This is a genomic window from Paenibacillus ginsengihumi DSM 21568, from assembly GCF_000380965.1.
Classification (GTDB): Bacteria; Bacillota; Bacilli; order Paenibacillales; family NBRC-103111; genus Paenibacillus_G; species Paenibacillus_G ginsengihumi.
On record NZ_KB905551.1, the window covers coordinates 131,990 to 155,243 of the forward strand.

Here is a 23,254-nt window from a genome sequence, read left to right on the forward strand (position 1 = left end):
CCGTGGCCCGGGCTTACGCAGGCGGCAAAGCTTAAAGCGCCCCTGGTGTACAAAAGTGGACAAAACGAGACCACTGTCTCATTCTGTCCATGTTTTGCAATGATCCCCCTCCCGCTTCTCCCTCGCATCGGTTGGCACGAAATTTGCTTCTTAGCATCGTTGCAATCCAATTTCACTACCAAAACAAGAGGAGGAATCACGCATGGTCGAAACGGCGCAACAAAAAGGTACCATGGTAAGCCGGGAAAAAGCGGGCTGGATGTATCAAAAAATGGTGGAAATCCGCAAGTTCGAGGATAAGGTTCACGATTTATTCGCTCAAGGCAGTCTGCCCGGCTTCGTCCACCTCTATGCCGGGGAAGAAGCCGTCGCTGTCGGCCTCTGCGCGCACCTGGACGATAAGGACAGCATCACCAGCACCCACCGCGGCCATGGCCACTGCATTGCCAAAGGCTGCGACCTGGACGGCATGATGGCCGAGCTGTTCGGCAAGGCAACCGGACTTTGCAAAGGGAAAGGCGGCTCCATGCATATCGCCGACCTGAACAAAGGCATGCTGGGAGCCAACGGCATTGTCGGAGGCGGCTACCCGCTCGCCTGCGGTGCGGCTCTGACGGCGAAGTATAAGAAGACGAATGCTGTAAGCGTTTGCTTTTTCGGCGACGGCGCGAACAACCAGGGGACTTTTCACGAAGGCATCAACCTGGCGGCGATCTGGAAGCTGCCGGTCGTTTTCGTTGCGGAAAATAACGGATACGGCGAAGCGACTCCTTTCAGCTATGCGTCCAGCTGCAAGACGATTGCCGACCGCGCCGTCGCTTACAGCATTCCCGGCGTCCGGGTAGATGGCAAGGATGTGCTCGCCGTCTACCAGGCGGCGGAGGAAGCTGTGCAGCGAGCGCGCAGAGGCGAAGGCCCGACGCTGATTGAATGCGTGACTTACCGCAACTATGGCCATTTTGAAGGCGACGCCCAGAAGTATAAGAAGGAGCAGGAGAAGAAGGAGCATCTCCAGGAGAAGGATGCGATCGCCGCCTTCCGCGCCTACCTCCTGAGCCATCAGCTGTTTACGGAGGAAGAGCTCAGTGAAATCGACCGCTCCGTCGAGCAGGCTGTACAGAAGGCCGTTGAGTTCGCCGAGAACAGCCCGTTCCCGGATGCCTCCGAGCTGCTCCAGGACGTCTATGTCTCGTATTGATTCATTAGATGTTCAATGCCGAAGGCGACAACCAGTGACGCAGGAATCGCTGGTCATAGGTGTCCGTCTTGAAAATTCGGCGGCATCCATACGCTGAATTTTCAATGCCGAAGACGGCGGCTGAAAGCGAAGGAATCGCTTGTCATAAACGTCTAATCCAATCTAAGGAGGACTGCCACATGTCCAGAAAAATCAGTATGTCTGCAGCAATTAACGAAGCCATGAAGCTGGCGATGCGGAAAGACGAGGATGTCATTCTCATGGGAGAGGATGTGGCCGGCGGCGCCAACGTCGACCATCTGCAGGACGATGAAGCCTGGGGCGGCGTTCTGGGCGTGACGAAAGGCCTGGTGCAGGAGTTCGGCCGCGAGCGGGTGCTGGATACGCCGATTACGGAGGCCGGTTATATAGGCGCTGCCATGACTGCGGCGGCAACAGGATTAAGGCCGATCGCCGAGCTGATGTTTAACGATTTTATCGGCAGCTGTCTGGACCAGGTGCTCAATCAGGGAGCGAAATTCCGCTACATGTTCGGCGGCAAGGCGCAGGTGCCGGTCACCATCCGCACGATGCACGGGGCGGGATACCGTGCCGCCGCCCAGCACTCTCAGAGCCTGTATGCGCTGTTCACCAGCATTCCCGGCGTGAAAGTCGTCGTACCCTCCACCCCGTACGACGCGAAAGGCTTGCTGCTCGCCTCGATTGAGGATAACGATCCGGTGATCTTTTTCGAGGATAAAACCTTGTACAATATGACCGGCGAAGTGCCGGAGGGATACTATACCATTCCGCTCGGGAAAGCCGATGTGAAACGGGCCGGCACGGACCTTACGATTGTCGCCATCGGCAAGCAGGTGCACACCGCTCTGACCGCAGCGGATCAGCTGGCGAAGAAAGGCATCGAAGCGGAAGTGGTCGACCCGCGCAGCTTGTCCCCGCTGGACGAGGATGCCATCCTGTCGTCGGTGGCGAAGACCAACCGCCTCATTATCATTGACGAAGCGAACCCGCGATGCAGCATTGCGACCGATATCGCCGCCTTGGTAGCGGATAAAGCGTTCGACAGCCTGGATGCGCCGATCAAACGGATTACGGCGCCCCATACGCCGGTTCCGTTCTCCCCGCCGCTGGAGGACCTGTATTTGCCGTCCCCGCAGAAAGTGCTGGAGGTCGTATCGGAGATGCTCGGAGATATTTCGCTGATGAGAGTCTAATTACCTGAAGATCGGAGAGTTGACCATGGCTGTAGAGATGGTTATGCCCAAACTGGGAATGGCAATGAAGGAAGGGATGGTCTCGAACTGGCGCAAGGAAGCCGGAGATCCCGTGTCCAAAGGAGAAATCGTCGCCGATATCAATTCGGAGAAAATCGAGATGGAGATCGAAGCGCCTGCCGACGGAATCATTCTGGAAATTGTCGTTCCCGCCGGCCAGGGCGTGCCGCCGGGAACCGTCATCTGTCGGATCGGAAGTCCCGACGAACAAGTCATCGGAGCGGCCGCAGCCGCTCCGGAGGCGAAAGCCCATATCGCGGAAGCCGCCGTTGCCGCCGTCGCCGAGCCTGCGCCTTCCCCCTCCCCTGCCCTGCGGAAGAAAGGGGAGAGCAAGATTTCCCCCGTCGCCCGGAAAATGGCAGAAGCCGCAGGGATCGACATCGAGTCGATCGCGGGAACCGGCCCGCAGGGGAGAATCACCAAGGAGGACGTGGAGCGCGCGATCGCGAAGCTGTCCGCCGCTCCCTCCCCGGCAGTAGAGAGCGGGCCGGTCACTCCTCCGGCCGCCGGCGGGGAGCAGGTGGAGCAAACCCCGGTCTCCGGCATCCGCAAAGTCATAGCGACCCGCATGCTGGACAGCATGCGAAGCAGCGCCCAGCTTACCTTAACGCTGAAGGCCGATGTTACCGGCCTGGTCGCGCTGCAGAAGCCCGTGAGCGAAACGGTGCAAAAACAATATGACGTTAAACTGACGATCACCGATTTTATCGCCCGTGCAGTAGTGCTTTCGCTCATGCAGCACAAGCAGATGAACAGCGCTTATATCGACGAGCGGATTCATACGTTCGGCTATGTGCATTTGGGCATGGCAGTCGCCCTGGACAACGGCCTGGTCGTGCCCGTGATCCGGCATGCCGAGAAGCTCTCGCTGCTGGAGCTGGCACGCGGGCTGAAATCTTTGGCGCAGCGGGCCCGCAGCGGCCAGCTCGGCAGCGAGGAGATGCAGGGCTCCACTTTCACCGTGACCAACCTCGGCGCTTATGGCATCGAGCATTTTACGCCGATTCTGAACCCGCCGGAAGCAGGAATTCTCGGGGTCGGAGCCGTGCAGGACACCCCGGTCTTTATCGGGGAAGAAGTGCAGCGCAGAAGCCTGCTCCCGCTCAGCCTCACCTTTGATCACAGGGTACTCGACGGGGCTCCTGCCGCCGAATTCCTGCGGACCATCAAACAACATTTAGAAGATCCTTATCGACTGGTTCTTTAGAAAGAAGGGAAATGTCATGAGCAGGATAGCCATTATCGGAGGGGGACCTGCCGGTTATGTGGCGGCGATTACCGCCGCCCGGCAGGGGCGGGAAGTAACTCTTATTGAGCGGAAAGCTCTTGGGGGCACTTGTCTGAACGAAGGCTGCATGCCGACGAAGTCCTTGCTGGAGAGCGCCGATCTATTCGATAAAGTCCGGCATGCCGGGCGATTCGGTATCCGCCTTCCTTCCGGCCAAGCCGAGATCGACTGGAACGGAGCGCAGGAATACAAGAACGGCATTGTCGGGCAGCTGGTTCAAGGCATCGGTTACCTGATGAAGAAAAATAAAATCAAAGTGGTCAGCGGCACAGCGAGCTTTGAAACGGCGCACCGTTTACTTGTGGAGCAAGGCGGCAAGTCCTCCTCCCTGGAGGCCGACCGGTTCATTATTGCCGCAGGCTCGGAGCCGGTACCGCTGCCGTTTGCTCCCTTCGACGGGGAATGGGTAATTCACAGCGGACAGGCGATGTCCCTCCCTTCTGTCCCCGCTTCCCTCCTCATCGTCGGCGGCGGTGTTATCGGATGCGAATTTGCGAGCATCTACAGCCGGCTCGGAACCAAGGTAACGATCGTGGAAATGGCGGACCAGCTGCTTCCCGGCGAAGACCCCGATATCGCCGCCGTTCTGCACGAGGAGCTCGAGCGGGCCGGAGCGCGAATCTATACCTCCACCGCCTTGAAGCAGCTCGATCCTGCCGCGAGGAAGGCCCGGTTCGAGAATCGGGAAGGCAGCCATGAGTTAACCGCCGATTATGCTCTCGTCTCCATCGGCAGAAAGCCGCGGACCGAAGGGTTAGGCCTGGAGCGGATCGGCATCGAGTTCTCCAGGCAGGGAATTCATGTGAACGAGCACATGCAAACGAACGTGCCGCATATTTATGCTTGCGGCGACATCATCGGCGGCATCCAGCTGGCCCATGTCGCTTTTCACGAAGGGACGGTTGCGGCGCTGCACGCCTGCGGGCAGGAAGCCGCGGTGAAGTATCGGGCCGTGCCCCGCTGCATTTATACCTCGCCCGAGATTGCCGGCGTCGGCATGACCGAGAAGCAGGCAAGACAGGCATACGGTGACATCCGGATCGGGGAGTTCCCATTCGCTGCCAACGGCAAAGCGCTAATTCTCGGTGAGCCGGCCGGCAAGGTCAAAGTGCTCGTGGAGCCCCGCTACCACGAAATCGTCGGCCTCTCGATCGTCGGTCCCCGCGCCACGGAGCTTATCGGTCAAGGAACGATCATGCTGCATGCGGAGATGACCGCCGATCTTATGGAGCATCTGATCAGCGCCCATCCGACGTTGTCGGAAGCCGTTCATGAGGCGCTGCTTGGCGCCATCGGGCATGCTGTGCATGCCTAATTCTATCTTAGCCCGGGGTGCGCGGACCATTTTTAGCGCCCCTTCCCGGGGCACCCCCGGTCACATAAGGCGGTCCGCTCCCCGATCATCAGGTTGTATCCCCATCCCTAAGCACATGAGGCGACAAATCCTGCAAAAAATGCAACATTTTCGGCATCCTTCGTGCTAGAGGAAGGGGAATGTTGTATTTTGTGCAACAATTTGGGCGAGATGGGCTTCAAATCAGGGAATATCGCCCAAAATGTTGCACTTTCTACAACATTGAGCCGCGAGTTCGGGTTACTGCCCCGTTTTTGTTGTACAAAATACAACATTTGCTGGCTCTCTTGAAAATAGCCCAAGGTTCGCGGCCCGTTTTCATCCTTCTGATGGTGCTGCGCCAGCGGCATGGGCGTCTATCTTGAAAATTTGGACGGAATCCTTCGGCGAATTTTCGGGCACCGAAGGTGATGACCGATGACGGCAGGAATTGTTCGTCATAGGCGTCTATCCACAGGTATAGACGAGCCTTTAAGAAATATGTCGAACGGATCACCTGGGGCCGGGCGAAACCACCGGATGGCGCAGCTTGTCCCGTATCCAATCTCGCCCCCTCCCCCGGCTCCGGTTGTAAGACCGGGCCATTCCAGCAACATGTACGGCCGCACGCTGACAAGCTGGACTGAGCCATTGTACCCGCGATTCGGCCTGCTCCTTATTGAGTGCGCTTTCAAATTAGGTTATAATTTAGGAACAGACACCGCTCATTTCACGCCATCTTAACATCATATGCTATCTTGAAAGTTCTGCGGTATCCATACGCTGAATTTTCGGACACCGAAGGGGACGTCCGATGACGACAGGAAGCGCTCGGCATAGGCGTCCATCTTGAAAATTCGACGGAGTTCCCGCCCTCGGCGAATTTTCAATACCGAAGCCGACGTCCGATGACGACAGGAAGCGCTCGGCATAGGCGTCTATATGGGAGAGGTTAAAGATGGAAACGACATTTTCTTTACAAACATGGAATCGTTTCGTCCATGAAGGTGTTCTCGACTCCTCGCGCATCAATAAAAGACTGGCCGAATCCTGGTACCGCTCCAGGGAAGCTCAGGTTAATCCACATTCCGGCAAGGGACGATCGATCCTGCCGCCCGACCTGCTCAATTCGCAGAAGGAAAAGTACGCCCTGCTCCAAACCATCGCTCAGCCGCATTTGGACAAATTGAAACAGTTTGCGAAAGATCTCGGCATGATCGCGCTGCTCATCGACCCGGAAGGCTACGTGCTGTCCATGTCCGGCAGCCTTCAAACCAAGAATGAAGCAGCACAGATCAACTTTGTCGAAGGCGTTCGCTGGACCGAAGACGAAGTGGGCACGAACGCCATCGGTACGGCGCTGCTGACGGAGGAGCCCATCATGGTGACCGGGTCGGAGCATTATTCGGTCGCCTCCCACCGCTGGAGCTGCGCAGCCGCTCCCATCCGCAACGACGACGGCAAGCTGCTCGGCATCCTGGACGTATCTTGCCCGGTGGACCGCGCGCATCCTTACACGCTCGGGATGGTTTCCTCCGTCGCTTACACGATTGAACGGGAACTGAGCATTCGTTCACACAGAGACGAGATGGAGCTCATGCAGCAATCGATGGATCTCCTCGAATCGGACAAACCGGTCATCATCTGCAGCACCAAGCAAACCGTCGTTAGTGCAAGCAAGCCAATCCGACAAGTTTTGCCGGGCTGGCAGGGGCTGCATGCTGCAGCGGTCGCTGAATACGGCTATACAGTTCAAATGGAATTCCCTGTCATCTCCCGCATCCACGGCGGCCGGATCGGAACCTGTATCTATTTGCTCAAACAAGACGCCTATCCGGCAAAATCCCATTGCTCGGCTTCGCCGCCCCGCCCGCCGTTCCAATTTAGAGGAGAGGCCGGCGTAAGCAAGGCGTTCCAGCGAACGCTTCATGAGTCGAGACGCGTAGCCCCGACGGACGCGACTGTCTACCTTCTGGGCGAGACGGGAACGGGTAAAGAGGTCATTGCCCGGTCGATTCATGAGAACAGTCCGCGCAAGAACGGCCCTTTCGTAGCGGTCAACTGCGGGGCGATTCCCAAAGAGCTGATGGAGAGCGAGCTGTTCGGCTATGCGGAAGGGGCTTTTACCGGGGCAAGGCGCAGCGGGTATAAGGGAAAGTTCGAGCAGGCCAACCATGGCACCCTTTTTCTCGACGAGATCGGTGAAATTCCTCCCTCCATGCAGGTCGCGCTGCTGCGCGTATTGCAGGAACGCAAGGTGACGCCCCTCGGGAGCCTGAAGGAAGTTCCTTTAAACATCCGGATTATCGCCGCGACGCATCGGGATCTTCGCCAGCTGGTGGATGAAGGGAAATTTCGCGAAGATTTGTATTACCGCCTGCATGTGTACCCGATCAACGTCCCTCCTCTAAGAGAAAGGAAGGAGGACATTCCTTATCTGGTCCGTTTTTTTAGCGACAAGTTCGGTTGGAATTTGCCCTTGACCCCGCCATTCTGGGAGCGGCTGATGGAGTATCATTGGCCCGGAAACATCCGGGAGCTGATGAACGTCCTTGAACGCCAGCACATTCTGAATCAAGGGGAAGCGAATGACCCGTTCCCCATGCTGCGCCACGAAGCGCATGATCCGTTTCCCATGCCGCGCCACAAGGAGAGAATCGAAGCTCCGCACGCCCCGTCCGCGACGCTGTCTTTACGCGAAAAAATCCAGCTCGAGCAGATGACCGACGCCCTGCAAAAGACGGGCGGCAACGTCTCGAAGGCCGCCAAGCTGTTAGGCGTCCCCCGCAGCACCTTCTACAAAAGGCTGCAAAAATTCAAAGAAACGACGGCGGACTAAGGTGCGAAAATGATGCCTTAGACCGCCGCAGCCGTTTCAGTCAGCCGCGCCGCCACAACGTTCTTCCAGGCGGCAAAATCGTTCCGCCTTGCGAGTGAGCTGAATTAACCTCATCGCGAGCGCGTCTGTACAGCCTCAAACCGTTCAATCGGAGGCTGATGCATTGTTGAACAAGCCCTGCGAAAATAGTTAGGAAATCACTGTCAAATCGCGCAATTCCGGCATATATATGTTCTGGTGAGCTCAATATTAACGAGTGAAGGAGTGTTTCTCTTGGCGGTGTTGAAGGAAATGGACGTCCAGGAGCAGAAGGCTTACGCCATTCATGTGCTGGATGAGATGGGGCTGAACCAGATTGCCGAGTGGGTCAAAATTTTACCCGAAAATCGCTGGCAGGAGCTGTTCGTCTACCATTGGCCGATTTTAGCCAAAAAATGCGGCATTCGGGATTAGTGCCCCTGAAGCCGCCGTCCTCTCCCTACATAGCTCCCTGTACCGAAGCTCTGCCGTCCGCCTATCCAAGGAGCGGAAACCGCGGAGCTTCCCTATGCCATTGGACGGACATGCCTGACGGCATTTGCGGCCATGAGGGATAAATTTAGCCGGCTTCCCCCCTTAGGCGTCCGGTAGCCCCGGCGCTGCAACTGCAATACCGCACAGAAGCCGATCGCGGTTATGCTGACCTCCGGCAGCATCGGGATGCGGACGCGGCAGGCGGGGAAAGCCCGAAAGCCGCGCCGATGAACGGCAAGAGCGCCGCCTAAGCCTATAGACGAACGAATCCTTGCGCCAACCGGTCGTTGCAGCGCTTTCAAGCGGTACGGCCACAGCCTGCAGCTTGCCTGCAAACTTCTGTGCAGCCTTGCCCGGAGACTTACCGGCCGCCTTGCCCGTTGCCTTCCGCGCAGCCTTTCCCCGCAGACTACCGCGCAGCCTTGCTCGTTGCCTTCCGTGCTGCCTTGCCCGTTGCCTTCCGCGCAGCCTCGCCCGGAGACTTACCGGCGGCCTTGCCCGCTGCCTTCCGTGCAGCCTCGCCCGGAGACTTACCGGCGGCCTTGTCCGTTGCCTTCCGCGCTGCCTCGCCCAGAGACTTACCTGCCGCCTTGCCCGTTGCCTTCCGCGCAGCCTCGCCCGGAGACTTACCGGCGGCCTTGTCCGTTGCCTTCCGCGCTGCCTCGCCCGGAGACTTACCGGCGGCCGTCAGTCTTTGCCCGGCATCGGGCCGACATAGACGGACTCCGGCCGAAAAATCCGGTTGTTCCGCGATTGCTCCAGCACATGCGCGGTCCAGCCGACGACGCGCGCGGCCGTGAACGTAGGCGTAAACAGCTCCGGCGGCATCTGTACAGCGCGCATCACAGCGGCGGCGTAAAACTCGACGTTCGTGAACAGCCGCCGCCCCGGCTTGTATTCGGCCAGCAGCCTGATTGCCGTCTGTTCCGTATGCCGGGCCAGATCGAGCCAAGGATCGCTGCCGGCAAGCGCAGCGGCCACCTCGCGCAGCGCTTCCGCCCGCGGGTCGAGCGTCTTGTAGACGCGGTGTCCGAAGCCCATCAGCCGCTCCCCCCGCTCAAGCAGCTTCCGCATATAGCTCTCCGCCCGATCCTCCGTTCCAATCTCCTCCAGCAGGCGGATGACGCCGGACGGCGCGCCGCCGTGCAGCGGGCCTTTCATCGCGCCGATCGAAGCAGCGACGGCAGAGAACATGTCCGACCCGGTGGAGGCGACGACCCGGCCGGCGAAGGTGGATGCATTCAGCCCATGTTCCATGGCCAGAATCATATACGCATTCATGGCGCGAACATGCGCCTCCGCAGCCGGACGGCCGAACAGCAGACGGAGATAGTGGGCGACATGCCCTTCCCGATCTGCGGATGCTTCGCCGGCAGCGCCCGCATCCTCCGGCCAGCCTAGGCCGTTCGCGCGGCGATATCGGTAAGCGATGGCGACAGGCAGCATTGCCGTCAAGCGCACAGCCTGTTCGACCGATGGCGGCCCCTCTTCCTCCCTGTTCATCGCGGCAGCGGCGGAAATCAGCGCGCTCATGACCGGCGCATCCGCCGGCATCGCCTCCAGCAGCCTGCGCAGCTCCGGCGTCAGCCGTCTCTCCTGCGCCAGCCGGCTTTGAAAATCGTCCAGCTCCCGAGCTCCGGGAAGCTTGCCGTACCACAGCAAATACGCGACTTCCTCAAAGGAATGGCGAACCGCCAAATCTTTGGCCCAATACCCCTGGTAAACAAGCTCGCCTTCTTGGCCATTCACATGCCCGATCTCCGTATCGGCCGCCACAACGCCTTCCAGACCGGTAACCTTGGCTTTCATCCGCATTCGCTCCTTGTCAATAAGATGGTTAATCCCATCATATCAACAATTTGCGATAAACGAAACAATACATTTTTATTCAACTATATAAAAACAATTTATCAAAATCAACTATTACACCGTAACCCCGTTTTGACGCGCGAGAATGATCGTGCACAGCCACGCCAATTCAGCTGCGCTCAGCTCCCGCTTGTACGCTTTTTCCGCCCACGTATAATCGGTAATGACCGGAGGGCTGATTTCTCCGCTGACGCTTTTCCGGTATAAACCGTCCAGCGCGTCCCCCAGCATTTTCCACTGCCAGTCATGTTCGAGCTTCAGCGGCATATTGTCTTCCCCCTCCTCTTCAGTCGGTGCAGTAAGGCCGAAGGCTTCCGCCACTCCTGCCGCCGTCGCCCGGGCCAGCTGCTCGATTCCGTCTGGACTCGCCAGCAGCGCGGCATCGGCCGGCCGGTCGATAAAACCGAATTCCAGCAAAATCGCCGGCATCCTCGTCTCCCGCAGCACTGCCAAATTTGCCTGCTTGCGGCCGCGGTCGGGCAAGCGGTGTGCCGCGAATGCGGCAGCGATATGACGATGAATGACGCCTCCGTAGGCGTCAGTATTGCCCGGATACGTAAACGATTCGAAGCCTGTACCGCCTCCGGCGTTGATATGCACGCTCAGGAAATAATCGACCCCCGCCTCATTCGCCCTTCGCGCCCTGGCGCTTAGCTCCACGAAAACATCCGTCGTCCGGGTATACAGCACGTCCACCGCGCTGTATGCCGCCAGCAGTTCGCCGATCCGCAGAGCCAGCCGCAGGTTGATGTCCTTCTCGCGGAGCCCTCCCGATGCCGCGCCCGGATCATGCCCGCCGTGTCCGGCGTCGATCATGATTTTCAAGTAAACTCACCTCGCTTTGATTCAACTTATTCGGAGGCGCATTTGTACGATACGGCTGCTGCCGCGATGGCTGACACCGCTTCATGATAGCAGAATGATGCAAAAAATTAGCTGAATAATCAATTTCATTCCATCTGAGGAAACATATAATAGTTATAGATTGTCTGTAAGCGCTATCAGTCAATGTCGCAGAGCACTATGCCGACAGAAGGGGGATGAGAAAAGGCTGAGGCAACAAAAAAAGGAGGAGCGCAGGGCACCGCATACCCGATCGTGTCCGAACATATCCAACGGAGAGGAAAGGTGGCATGTCTATGAGTCGTACAATTGGCCCGAAGCTGATCGCCGCAGCGCTCGCTTTGGCCGTCGCGGCGGCTTGCAGTGGAAGTCCCCCGCCGGCGGCCAGCCCGGATGAAGGAGCGGCGCCCGAGAAGCGAAGCGAGCCGGTCGAGCTGTTCATCGTATCGGCCAGCGGAGATTCACTGGAAAGCTTTAACGAACGCTTCGGAGATATGATTAACCGGAAGTTCGCAAGCTCCAACATCAAGGTAACCTATCTTCCCTGGAAAAAGGAAGGTCCCGGCATCCCCGAAATGATTACCGCAGGACAGCAGATCGACATGTATTTCGATTCGATCGGCATTTTCCCCACCGTTCAGAACTACAATCTCCAGATGGACATGACCGATCTTGTCAAGCAGCACAATCTCGACTTAAGCGCCTTCGAGCCGGTAACCTTGCAGGCGGCCCATGCGGCATCGGGCGGCGAGGAGCTATGGGGAGTACCGGTCTTTAACAATAATCTCGTTCTGTATTACAACAAGGATATTTTCGATAAATTCGGCGTCGCCTACCCGAAAGAGGCTATGACGTGGGACGAACTGAACGAACTGGCCAAAAGCTTGGGCCGCTCCGACGGCGAAAAGCTGTACGTCGGCTATACGACCTCGGCCAACCACGCCCTGCGCATGAACCAGCTGTCGCAGCCTTATTTGAATCCGGATACGCAGCAGTCCGCCATCAACGGAGATCTGTGGCGCAAATATTACGAAACTGCGTTCCTGCAGCCGTACAAAGCGGCGGGCTTGCAGTCGTTTACGGACAAAAACAACCGGATGCCGAACTTCCTGACCCAGGAGGCGGCGATGTTCATGTACTTGTCGTCGGCCATATTCATCAACAAGGAATACGAAACGATCAATTGGGACATGGTGCCCATTCCGACGCTGCCCGATCAGCCCGGCATCGGCTCGCAGCCGTACCCGACCTTCTTCAGCGTCACATCGACCAGCAAGCATAAGGACGAGGCGATGGAGGTCATCCGCTTCCTCGTATCGGAAGAAGCGCAAATGCAGCTGTCCAAAAAAGGAATTATGCCTGTGTTGAACAGCCCGGCCGTCAAGGAGGCGTTCGGGCAGGAAAGCAAATTCAAGGACCGCAACCTGAAGGCTGTCTTTGTCAATCAATTCGCCCCTGTGCCGTATAAGAGCAGATACGACTCTCTAGTCGAGAGGACGTATAACGAAGCGGTCGGCGTCGCCTTGAATCAGGATATCAACACCGCGCTAAGGCAGGCGGAGGAAAAGGCGAATCAAATTTTGACGACGGAAGCGAACAAATAAGGAGCGGCCGCTGCCAGCTGCGGCGCCGCCCAAGGGCGCTGGCCGCTTACCCGCGCCGGAGCAGGCCGGAGCGCGCCGGACGGCGGGCGATCCGCCTAACGCTTAAGGGAAGGGGAAACCGGGAGCTTCGGCTGTCAGCAGCCGCCCGGGCCGGGCAGCTTGCGCAGCAAGCCGCAGCAAGGCGTGTACGGGTGCGCGCGCCGGCCCGTCGCCCGTCAGGCCCCTGCCGATCCCGGCTCCGCATCGCTCATCGTGGCGACGAGCTGCGGGTATACCGCTCCGCCGGCTATCAGCTCCCGGTGCGTCCCCTGCTCGACGATCCGGCCCTGATGCATGACGAGAATCAGGTCGGCATTGCGAATCGTCGACAGCCGGTGGGCGATGATCAGCATCGTGCGGCCGGCCCGCTGCTCGTCGAGCTGCTCCTGCAGCCGGCGTTCGGTCTCCATATCGAGCGCCGAGGTTGCCTCATCCAGGATCAAGATTTCGGGATCGCGCAGCAGCGCCCTGGCGATGGCGAGCCGCTGGCGCTGCCCTCCCGACAGCGTATAGCCCCGCTCGCCGATCACCGTATCGTAGCCTTCGTCCAGCGTCATGATAAAATCGTGAATTTGCGCGGCGCGGCACGCCTCGATCATCCGGCTTTCCGGCACGTCGCCGCGCCCGAACAGCAGATTGCTGCGGATCGTATCCGGCAGCAGGAACGGCTCCTGGAAGACGACCGCCAGCTTCTCCAGCCAATCTGTCCGCCGAATCTCGGAGAGCGGAATCCCGTTCACCCGGATGACGCCCGACGACGGTTCGAAGAACCGCAGCAGCAGCTGCGTCACTGTCGATTTGCCGCCGCCGCTCGCCCCGACGATCGCGATCTTCTTCCCCGCCGGCAGCGATAAGGTCAGCTCGCTCAGCACCTGCTTAACCGTGCCGGGATAAGCGAACGTCACACGCTCGAAGCTTAGGCTGCGCACCTTCGCCTCCAGCGGGCTCGCGCCGTCGCTCAAGCGCTCCTGGTCGAACAGCTCCTTGACCCTGTCCACATAAGCCAGCTGCCCGGACATATTCATCGCAAAGTTAAAAACCGCTTGAAAATTGTTGAACAGCTGATTGCAATACTGGTACACGATGACGAAGACGCCGATCGAGACGCTGCCCCGGATAACGGAATAACCGCCGAACACCAGCACCGCCATCCGCCCGATCCACTGCGCCGAATGGCTGAGCAGCAGCTGCCCGTTCGCCAGCTTGCCGTTCTCCATCACTTTATCGAAAAAGACGGCAAAAGCGTTCCGGAAGTTCTTCTCCTCCCACTCCATCCGGTTGAAGGCAATCACCTCGCGCGTCGAGGAAATCCCTTCTTCGATTTTGGTCAGCATCTCGCCCCGCTTCTCCTGCATCTCCCTCGTCTGCTTGCGCATGATCGGGCCGTAATATCGGCCGATGCCGATATAAAGCCCGCTGAATAGCGTCACAATCGCCAGCGCCACCGGGCTGTTCCAGCCGATGACGATAACGAGCAGCAGCGTGCCCGCGATCTGCTGGACGCCTCGGGGCAGCTCGTCGGTAACAAACGAGGACACGTTCTGGATATCGCTTGTAAAATACTGCACCCACTTGGCCGTCCGGCTGCTTTGAATCGAGGCGAGCGGCATTCGCTGAATAACCGCCATCAGGCCACCGCCCATGCGCCGGTGCAGCGCGAGGCCGTTCATTCTCGTCAAATAGCGGCCCCACCCGTTCAGCACATACGAGCTGAGATATGTCAGCGTCAAGTACAGCAGCACCCATTTCAGCTTGCCGTAATCTTTGCCGACGAGCACGTCGTCGATCAGAAATTTCTGCGAGCCCTGGGCCATGATTTGCGCCGATTGCGCCACGGCCAGCACCGCCATGCTGAGCAGCACGGCCCATTTGGCCCGGCCGAGCAGCTCCCACACCCATCGGATCGTCTTCATCCGCCGCTTCCTTTCCGTCCTATGCGTTTGCTATACGCTCCCCTTCGAGCTCGTACAGCCAGCCTCCCCGCTCCATCAGCTCGCGGTAAGCGCCTTCCTCCGCGACCCGGCCGTCGCGCACGACGACGATCCGGTCATAGTTGCGAACCGTCGACAGGCGGTGGGCGACCGTCACCGTCGTGCGGCCCTGCATCAGCCTCTCTAGCGCTTTCAGCACGTCGCGCTCGCTGACGTTGTCCAGCGCCGACGTCGCCTCGTCCAGCAGCACGATGCGCGGATCCTTGATGAACATCCGGGCGATCGCGATGCGCTGCCGCTGCCCGCCGGACAGCTTGACTCCCCGTTCGCCCACCTGCGTGTCGTAGCCGCTTGGCAGCGCCATGATGAATTCGTGTGCGCAGGCTGCCTTGGCCGCCTCGACGATCTGCTCGTCGGTCGCCTCAGGGTTGCCGAAACGGATGTTGTCGCGAACCGTCGCCCCGAACAAATACGTCTCCTGGAAGACGATGCCGATCGCATCCCGCAGCTGGCTGAACGGCAAGTCCTTGAGCGGCACCCCGTCCAGCCGAATTTCGCCCTCGGCCGGATCGTAGAAGCGGGCGATCAGCTTCAGGATCGTGGACTTCCCGTTGCCGCTCGTGCCAACCAGCGCCACCCTCTCCCCAGCCCGAATCTCGAGCGAAAAATCGCGCAGCACGTCGCGCGCTCCGTACCCGAACCGGACGCTGTCAAAGCGGAGGTTGCCGCTGATGCGCGGCAGCGCCGACGGCCGCTCGGCCTCCTTCACCTCCGGATGCAGCTCCATGAACTGCTTCAGCTTCTCCCCTTGGTGCAGCAGCAGGCTCTGATCCATAAAGATCGAGACGAGCTGCGTCGACTGCCGGTTCAGCATCTGATAATACATCGTGAAGGCGACGAACTCGCCGACCGACAGCGAGCCGATCCGGTTCAGGTAAGCGCCGAAGACGAACATGACGAGCATGCCCGCAAACGATGACAGCTGCCGGGCAAGCGCCCGGAGCCCGCGGAAAATAAACTGTTTGCGCTGGCTCTCGTTGTAGCTGTCATGCTTTTGCCCGAACCGCATGAGGTCCCACGATTCGCTGCGGTATGCCCGCATTTCCGTTATACCGCTGATGCTTTCGTATATTTTGCGGTTCCAATCCGTCCTGCGGTCTCTGGCGACCTTGCCCCAGTAGGATGTTTTTTTCGTCAAATACGGCCCGACCATGTAATACAGAAAAAAACAAGGCAGCGTCGCCAGCGTCAGCGGCGCGTTCATGTGCAGCACGAAGCCGAGAGCGACGAGCAGCAGCAGGCCATTGTTGATCAGATTCGGAAAATGCCGCTGGTAAATGCCCTGCACCGCCTGTACGTCGCTGTTCAGCAGCGAGAGCGTCTCGCCGACGGCGTGGCTCTCGTAATAGGAGAAGCTGAGCCGCCGCAGCTGCCGGATGCAGTCGAACTGCAGATCGCGCGACGCCTTCTCCCGGATCAGCCGGGACAGCAGATTGTTCGCCGCCATCGCCCCGAACATGATTGCGAGAATCAGCGTAAGCCCCAGGACGATGAACTTGAACTCGCCTGTATTCCCGGCCATGACCACCTCGTCGATGATATGCTGAATAACGCGAAAGACGCTCATCTGCGACAAGGAAATCAGCAGCCCGCAGACGATAAACAACGCCATATGCCACCCATACGGTTTCAAGTAAGCGAGAAGCCAAACATATACTTTACAATAGTGCCAGCCGTTCTTGGACGGATTCCAGGCGCAGTCCTTCTCGTCCTCGCCACCTTCGTCCCGGCTGCGCCCGCGTCCGCCCGGCCGCCCCGCTCCGAGAGCGCCGCGCTTCTCGCGCGGGTCTTCCGCTCCAGCATGGCGAAGGCGATTCCTGCGTTCCCCTGCGCCGTCCCGGTCCTTGGCCTGCTCCCGCTCCTGTATCGCTTCTTCCCATCTCTTTGTCTTATCCAAACGGCTCATCCCTTTCGGATCTTCCGTTGATTCCGCAGCGCGCGTGACGCGCGTGATAAGATTATCCATCAGCTTGACGCATGATAAGATTATCCATCAGCTTAACATAGGAAGAAAGCGGTTTAAATAGATGATTTTACCCCTTTTCATGGACAATACGATCTTTCAACGGATCAGCTGCGCGGCCGTTACGCTTCCAAGGCTGTCCCTCAGCTCGTGGGCCTGTCCTTCAACTGGTGCTCGACCGGCGGCAGCGAAGAGAGGAGTCGCATCTGCCCCAACCGCCGCTTCGGGGCAAATGGCGCCCCGGGATTCTGGACGCGCCGCGCCTGGGCAGGTCGGCAGCTTGCTCCCCATCGCATATTACGTTTGCCTCCCATCGCATATTCCATGCCGCTGACGCAGCACCATCAGAAGATGAAAATGGACCGCGGACCCGGGGCTATTTTCAAGATAGACGCCTATGACGAACGACTCCTTCGTCATCGGTCGTCACCTTCGGTATTGAAAAATTCGTCGGAGGAATCCCGTCCAATTTTTCAAGATAGACCCCCATGCCGCTTGCACGGCACCATCAGATGGTGAAAATGAGCCGCACCGCCCTGGGGGGGGGGCTATTTCCAAGATAGTCCGCAAATGTTGTATTTTGTACAACAAAAACGAGGCGCCCCCCCCTGTTTGCGGCTCAATGTTGCACTTTGTGCAACATTTCGAGCGATGTTCCCGCGTTTGAAGCCAAACTCGCCCAAATTTTTGCACAAAATGCAACATTCCCCTGCCTCTGGAGCGAAAAGGCCGGAAAATGTTGCATTTTTTGCAGAATTTTTCGCCACATGTGCTCGGTGTCGCCCGGAGAGAACCCGCAGGGTCTGTGCAAGGCACAGGAAGACGCCCATGACGGGCGAATCCCGCCGTCATCGGTCGTCACCTGCGGTTTGACAATTCGCCGATGAGCTTCGGCGAATTGTCAAGAGAGCAAGCCGTCAGCCGCGAATTTGTCCCGCAGCAGCCTCGCCAGCTCGTCGTCAGGCAGCGGCCGCCGGTGCGTATTTTCCAAATAGATGTATTTCTCCGTCTCGGGCATCAGGAACGCCTTGTACCAGGCGAAGCCATCCGGGCTGTCGCCGTGCATGCGCAAAAACTTGCGGGCCGTATCGACATGGTTCATCGTGTTCTCGATGTTCGTCAGCCAGTCGGCCCAATAGAAGCGCTCCCACTTGCCGTGCTCCGCTTCCCGCAGCGCCTGATAGCCTTCACGGTAGCTCCACAGCGATTCGGACGCCAGGACGAAGGCCTCAGGGTAACGTCCGCCCGCATACGCGTCGTAGGCTTCGCACAGCCGGATGAAGCCTTCGCAGCCGGACCTGTGCAGGATGCCGTGGAAGCGGAGATGATCGCGCACCCTTTGTCCGTCCGTCTCGTTCAATGCTGGGAGCAGCGCGTCCACCTGGGCGATCCACTCCGTCCAGCGCGGCAGGCCCTCCTCGCAGCGCTGCCGGAACCAGCGCACCTGCTCGGCGAACGGCATATCGCCGGTCGCCCAGCGCAAGCCCGGATGGGCGTTCGCCGTACGGCCCTGCAGCCAGTGGCCGACGATTTTGCGGGCGGCGTGATGATAAAATTCGTCCCCCGCCCAGTCGTCCTCGTGCGGCCCATAGGCGATGGCGTTGCCTGCATAAGTGCGGTACAGGCGCAAAATCGTCTCATGCTGCGAGCTGTAGTAGGCCTTCACGAATTGTTCCGCGTGCGCTTCGGCATCGGCGTGCCCCTCGGTCCACAGCTCGCGGATCAAATCGAGCTGGTACACGTGCGGCCGAATGTTGCCGCAGTTGAGCAGCAAATACTCGTCGGCGCCCGCGGCGAACGCCTGCATCACTTCGTCTGCGATAAATTTTGCCGGCCCCGGGAACATGGTCAAGTGATTGGAAGCCTGCAAATCGTGGAACGTCACATGATAATAAATTCCGTGCTTGCCGCCGTCCCCGGCCGTCGGAAGCGCCGGAACACGATGATTCAGGTAGCCGTGGCGGCGCGACACCATTTTGCCGTACCCGTTGTCCGCCCACACCTTAATGACGTCCTCCGGCAGCTCGATATAGCCGCCTTTGTACAGCTCGGCGATCTCGCCGTACAGAGCGACGCAGCATACGGGATGCGCAACCTTGTCCCGGATCATGCCGTACTGCCTGCGGATGACGCGGCTGATCATCTCTCCCCGCTTCTCCGATGTATCGAAGTACGGGTCGTTCTCCCAGAACGGCCGGTCTCCCTGGCCGCGGAACGACAGCACCCAGACGACCTTGCGATCCTTCTGCTTCTCGATGGCCTCAAGCCACAAGCGTTCGAACAGCTCCGGCTCCTCCCGGTAGCTCGCGGCTTTCCCCGGATAAGCCCGGAGGAACATTTCCGCGCCGAGCGGCTCCGCATGGTGATGCGTAATCCACAGCCCCATCTCCGAGGCGACCTCGTAATGAACGCCGGTTTTCGGCAGATCGGTGCCCGGTATGACCATATTGCCGCTGCAGCGCAGCAGCGCCTCGAACACCGGCATCCATACTTCGCGGGTCGGGGGATAAGGCTCCTTCCAGCCGATCAGGCACACCTCGTCGTTCACGAACCAGCCTCTGTAGCGCACGCGGGGCGCCGGCGAATCGTAATCCTCGCAAGGCACGCGCAGCTCCTCGCGGCGTTCGATCGTCTGATCGGCCCAGAACCAGAACGGCTGAATGCCGAGGTACACCCGGCTGAAATGAAGAATCGCATAAATGATGCCCAAATCATCGCTGCCGACCATATGGAGGCAGAGGCGGCTCCGCTCTTCCTTGAAGCGGTAACCGAACGCCTCCGGACGATCCGCCAGCTCGTCCTCCCGGACCGCATAACGGATGCGGATCGCCGCCGCCTCCTGCGGGTCTGACGTCACCGCCGGCTCTTCGCCCAGCACAGCCAGCCAGTCCCTGGTCAGCATGCGCACCGCATGCTCTACCGGCGGAGTCATCGCTTCCGGGACTCCGATGCGAATCTTTTTCCCTAACTGCATGATCTTAGAGGAACTGCTCATCTTCTCTCCACCCTTTCCTGCGTGTCTGCCGATGACAATCGAATCGCTTGTCCTGGGCGTTTCATCTACCTACTATATCGATCAGGCGGCCGCATGCCCAAGCGTCTTTTTTCGCCGGGCTGGCAAAATTCCTGGGCGCTCTGCCGCCTAATCCAGCTCTTCCTTCAGCCGCACGCCTTCCGGAAGCACGGCCTCGATGCGGCGGCGCAGCGCCGGGTCCGCGTGCAGCTCTCCGCTCAGGATGCCGACCTGGCCGCTGTCCCCACGGGTGCGGATGAGCCGGCCCAGCCCTTGGCGGAGCCGCAGCAGCATGTACGGCAGGTCCACTTCCTCGAAGGGTGCAGACGATTCCTGCCGCTTCGCCATAAAGACCGGATCGCGCGGCGGATAAGGCAGCGACCAGACGATAACGTTCGACAAGGACGGGCCGGGCACGTCAAGCCCTTCCCACAGGCTGACCGCGCACAAGCTGCTCGTCTCGTCGCGCTGAAATTCAGAGATCAAATGACTGATCTCCGCGTCGCCCTCGAACAGGAACCGCATTCCGGCACACGCCGGATGCCGGACGAGCTCCCGCTTGAAGCGCAGCAGCTCCTGCGTTGCCGGAAACAGCACGAGCGCTCTGCCTTCCGTTCGCTTTAGCAGCTGGACGGCCAGCTCCATTTTCGCATCGAACGGTTCTTCCGGAGGCAGCTTCGGAGCATAGACGTTCATCCGCTGCGCGTAATCGTAAGGGGATGGCGTGGAAAAAGACAAATAGTCCTCAACCCCGAGGCTATCGGCAATATATCGAAAATCGCCGTCCACCGACAGCGTGGCGGACGAGAAGACGAGCGGCAGCTTCAGGCTGAAGACGCGCTCCCGCAGCACATCCTTCACCATGCGCGGCATGACGGACAGCGCGAGCCCGCTGCCGCTGCCCGTAACCCAGCCGACGAACGTCTCTGGCCGCTCGAACAGTTTCAGCGCCTTCTGCATCATCTCCAGATGCTCCTCGACGATGCGCAGCTGATATTCGTTCAGCGTATACAGCCCGCTCTCGAATACAAGCTCCTCCTCAATCGCTTCCATCAGCTGGCGAAAACGGGCTGCTTCCCGGGCGAGCGGCTCGTCCAGCGCGATCCGCTTCCGCTGGGAGCCGGGGATCTCTTCGCTGCCGCTCTCCAGCAGGCCGAACAGCGCCGCGCTCTGCTCGATCGCCTCTTCGACGCGCAGCGCCAGCGTCTCGCGGATCTCCCCCTTCAGCAGCCGGCTGATCAGCTCCTCGAACACGGACTGCTTCAGCGTATAGGTGAGCGCTTTCTGCGCAGCCGCTTCCAGCAGATGCCCTTCGTCAAAGACGACGGCGCAGTGCTCCGGCAGCAGCGGCAGCTGGCCCTCCCGTTTGCGCCCTTCGTACGTCCATACGTGCTCCATATAAAAATCGTGAGAGCAGACGATCAGGTCGGCGGACCGGCGGTAATGTTCGCGCGAGAGCGTCTGGCCGCAGCGGTGCCGCTTGTCGCAGACGAGGCAGTCCTGGAAGGCGTCCCAGTTGATGCGCCCCCACTGCTCGTCGCTGAGATGAGCGTAGTCCCTGCGGTCTCCGTATGCATGAAACGTCTGCAGCCCGCCGCGGGAGCGGACGAACGGGGGCAGTGCCTCGTACAGCTCCTCATACAGCTCGCCGTCCTCGTCTCCGAACCGCGCTTCGTCCAGCTTTTTCAGGCATACATATTGATCCGGCGACTTGCCGAGGCGGGCATCGACATTCAGACCGAGATGCCGCGACAGCTTGGCGATATCGCCCTCCGGCTTCACCAACTGCTCGATCAGCGATTCATCCGCGCAGGCGATCACGGCAGGCTTGCGCGTATAGCGCGCATAGCAGACGGCGTAGAGCAAATAGACCAGCGTTTTGCCCGTGCCGACCCCCGCTTCCGCGAAAATCACCCGCTTCTCGGCGAACGCCCGCTCCAGCTGAAACGCCATATAAATTTGCTCGTCACGCACCTCGAAGCCGCTTTCCGGCAAAATGTCGTAGAAGACGTCCGCCGCCCAGGCGCCGACCTGCGGAAGGAAGGGCTGCGTCGGATCGTATGCAAAAGGAAATCTATCCACTCTCGTGTAGCCTCCGTTAATCCATTATGAGGGAAGTCCAAAATAAAAAATCTAACACAGATTCCGAACCGATGCAATGCCGATATAGCATCGTTGTTATTGTTCTGTGATCATGTCATGAACCGATATGGCATCATTGGTTGCTGCTCCATTGCTGATACGGCTCCAGGCGGCTCATGTGCCAAGCCCGCTTCGCGGCAACGCCAAAAAAACCCCGGGCCTCCCGTCGAGATGACGAAGGTCCGGGGTTTGCGCCGCGTCCGATTATTCAGCTCAGGCGATATGATTCGATATGGCTCAACAAGCGGCTTCCGCCAGCAGCTGCTGCTTCACCATGCCGCTGAGCAGCTCCAGCTGCTCCACCTCGAGCCGGTGATTGCCGCGCAGTCCGGCAGCGTCCTTGACCCGGCTGGCGGTCGTCAGGCTCAGTCCGAGCCGCTGCAAATGATATTTGGCGTTGACCGGATAATACTGCAGCTCGATCAGCGAGGCCGCGCCGAGAAAAGCCTGCAGCTTCGCCGCCAGCTCCGGCGCCTCGCGCCAATTCTCCATCAGCGACACGTACAGCTCGGGATGGAAATTGGCCATCACGCCGCTAAAGCCGGCCGCCCCCAGCTGAAGCGAGCCCAGCAGCGTCGCCGAATTGGCGTTGAAAATTTTCAGCTGGCTGCCGTCAACCGCCGCGAGCTTGGCCCGGAGCTGCTCCAGATCGCAGCACGTATCCTTCAGGAACAGGAATCTCCCGGTTTCGGCGCACCAGCTCAGCAGTTCGGGGGACAGCAGCCTTTTGTACGGATAAGGGCATTCATAGATTCCGAAGGGCACGTCCGGAATGGCGTCCAGCAGCCTCCGCGCGTGCTCCCGCCACACGCTGTCGTCGTCCTCCGCTGCAGCCAGCCGGTTGCTGACCAGCACGAGGGCGTCCACTCCGGCGGCGGCGATCCGCTTCAGCTCGGCGATCTGCTCCTCCGGCGCATCGGAAATATGCCCCGAGGCGATCACCTGAACGCGACCTGCTGCCTTCTCTTTGACAAAACGGGCGATTTCCACTCTTTCCTCCAGCGTCAGGCAAAACATCTCGCTGGACTGGCAGACGGCGAACAAGCCGTGCACGCCGTGCCCGATATACCATTCGACCAGCTGCTCCAGAGCAGCGTAATCGACGCGGTTCTCCGCGGTAAACGGGGTAATCATGGTCGGCCATACGCCGTTTGCTATCGATATGCTCATAACCGCTTCCTTTCCGGGGCAGCCAGCGCAGCCCCGCTTAAGATGAACGCCCGCCGGCTGTACCTGGTGCCCTGGTACGGGGCGCTCGGGATATAGTGCGGACAGATGCAGCGGCGAACGCCGATCCGGGCAGACTTCTGCCAGGCCTAGCCGCGCGCGGTGTCCGCAGCATCAC

Annotated in this window: 15 protein-coding genes; 8 read left to right on the forward strand and 7 right to left on the reverse strand. The window is 59.5% G+C overall.

Features of this window, described 5'->3' with window-relative positions; translation table 11 throughout:
* Window positions 1-202 precede the first annotated feature (202 nt).
* The 7 genes from F591_RS0103845 to F591_RS0103870 all read left to right on the forward strand — a co-directional run bounded on the left by F591_RS0103845 (window position 203) and on the right by F591_RS0103870 (window position 8,385).
* Window positions 203-1,198 (forward strand): thiamine pyrophosphate-dependent dehydrogenase E1 component subunit alpha, encoded by a 996-nt coding sequence (locus F591_RS0103845; RefSeq protein WP_019533267.1) that lies wholly within the window; start codon window positions 203-205, stop codon window positions 1,196-1,198.
* Window positions 1,199-1,377: 179 nt separating this feature from the next.
* A complete protein-coding gene (locus tag F591_RS0103850) occupies window positions 1,378-2,412 on the forward strand; it encodes an alpha-ketoacid dehydrogenase subunit beta (RefSeq protein ID WP_019533268.1) in 1,035 nt (344 codons plus the stop codon).
* Between the two features lie 25 nt (window positions 2,413-2,437).
* On the forward strand, window positions 2,438-3,679 hold the full coding sequence (locus tag F591_RS0103855) for a dihydrolipoamide acetyltransferase family protein (RefSeq protein ID WP_019533269.1): 1,242 nt from the start codon (window positions 2,438-2,440) through the stop codon (window positions 3,677-3,679).
* Between the two features lie 16 nt (window positions 3,680-3,695).
* Window positions 3,696-5,075: a dihydrolipoyl dehydrogenase gene (gene lpdA, locus F591_RS0103860; RefSeq protein WP_019533270.1), complete on the forward strand. Its 1,380-nt coding sequence runs from the start codon at window positions 3,696-3,698 to the stop codon at window positions 5,073-5,075.
* 179 nt (window positions 5,076-5,254) lie between these two features.
* Window positions 5,255-5,479 carry a hypothetical protein gene (locus F591_RS32590; RefSeq protein WP_083935287.1) on the forward strand — a complete coding sequence of 75 codons (225 nt, stop codon included), beginning with the start codon at window positions 5,255-5,257 and terminating at the stop codon, window positions 5,477-5,479.
* Between the two features lie 572 nt (window positions 5,480-6,051).
* Window positions 6,052-7,932, forward strand: a complete 1,881-nt coding sequence (locus tag F591_RS0103865) for a sigma-54-dependent Fis family transcriptional regulator (protein ID WP_019533271.1) — start codon at window positions 6,052-6,054, stop codon at window positions 7,930-7,932.
* A gap of 273 nt (window positions 7,933-8,205) precedes the next feature.
* Complete coding sequence (locus F591_RS0103870; protein WP_019533272.1) at window positions 8,206-8,385, forward strand: hypothetical protein; 180 nt, start codon at window positions 8,206-8,208, stop codon at window positions 8,383-8,385.
* 747 nt (window positions 8,386-9,132) lie between these two features.
* On the opposite strand, the gene F591_RS0103875 is transcribed toward F591_RS0103870, so the two are convergent.
* Together F591_RS0103875 and F591_RS0103880 are read right to left on the reverse strand one after the other, a co-directional pair.
* Window positions 9,133-10,254, reverse strand: a complete 1,122-nt coding sequence (locus tag F591_RS0103875; protein WP_019533273.1) for a citrate synthase/methylcitrate synthase — start codon at window positions 10,252-10,254, stop codon at window positions 9,133-9,135.
* A gap of 114 nt (window positions 10,255-10,368) precedes the next feature.
* Window positions 10,369-11,130, reverse strand: a complete 762-nt coding sequence (locus F591_RS0103880; RefSeq protein WP_040741066.1) for an N-acetylmuramoyl-L-alanine amidase family protein — start codon at window positions 11,128-11,130, stop codon at window positions 10,369-10,371.
* Window positions 11,131-11,453: 323 nt separating this feature from the next.
* Here F591_RS0103880 and F591_RS0103885 point away from each other — a divergent pair, with 323 nt between their 5' ends.
* Entirely contained in the window at window positions 11,454-12,761 is a 1,308-nt protein-coding gene (locus F591_RS0103885; protein WP_019533275.1) for an ABC transporter substrate-binding protein, read from the forward strand.
* Window positions 12,762-12,976: 215 nt separating this feature from the next.
* Here F591_RS0103885 and F591_RS0103890 read toward each other — a convergent pair whose 3' ends face one another.
* The 5 genes from F591_RS0103890 to F591_RS0103910 form a co-directional block, all read right to left on the reverse strand.
* Complete coding sequence (locus F591_RS0103890; RefSeq protein WP_019533276.1) at window positions 12,977-14,713, reverse strand: ABC transporter ATP-binding protein; 1,737 nt, start codon at window positions 14,711-14,713, stop codon at window positions 12,977-12,979.
* Between the two features lie 19 nt (window positions 14,714-14,732).
* The gene (locus F591_RS27320) at window positions 14,733-16,688 is read right to left on the reverse strand and encodes an ABC transporter ATP-binding protein (RefSeq protein WP_169445829.1); all 1,956 of its coding nucleotides are present in this window, start codon (window positions 16,686-16,688) and stop codon (window positions 14,733-14,735) included.
* 967 nt (window positions 16,689-17,655) lie between these two features.
* Window positions 17,656-19,749, reverse strand: coding sequence for a glycosyl hydrolase 115 family protein (locus F591_RS0103900; RefSeq protein WP_019533279.1), 2,094 nt, complete (start codon window positions 19,747-19,749; stop codon window positions 17,656-17,658).
* A gap of 147 nt (window positions 19,750-19,896) precedes the next feature.
* Entirely contained in the window at window positions 19,897-21,849 is a 1,953-nt protein-coding gene (locus tag F591_RS0103905) for an ATP-dependent DNA helicase (RefSeq protein WP_019533280.1), read from the reverse strand.
* A gap of 297 nt (window positions 21,850-22,146) precedes the next feature.
* The gene (locus F591_RS0103910; protein WP_019533281.1) at window positions 22,147-23,079 is read right to left on the reverse strand and encodes a dihydrodipicolinate synthase family protein; all 933 of its coding nucleotides are present in this window, start codon (window positions 23,077-23,079) and stop codon (window positions 22,147-22,149) included.
* Between the last annotated feature and the right edge of the window lie 175 nt (window positions 23,080-23,254).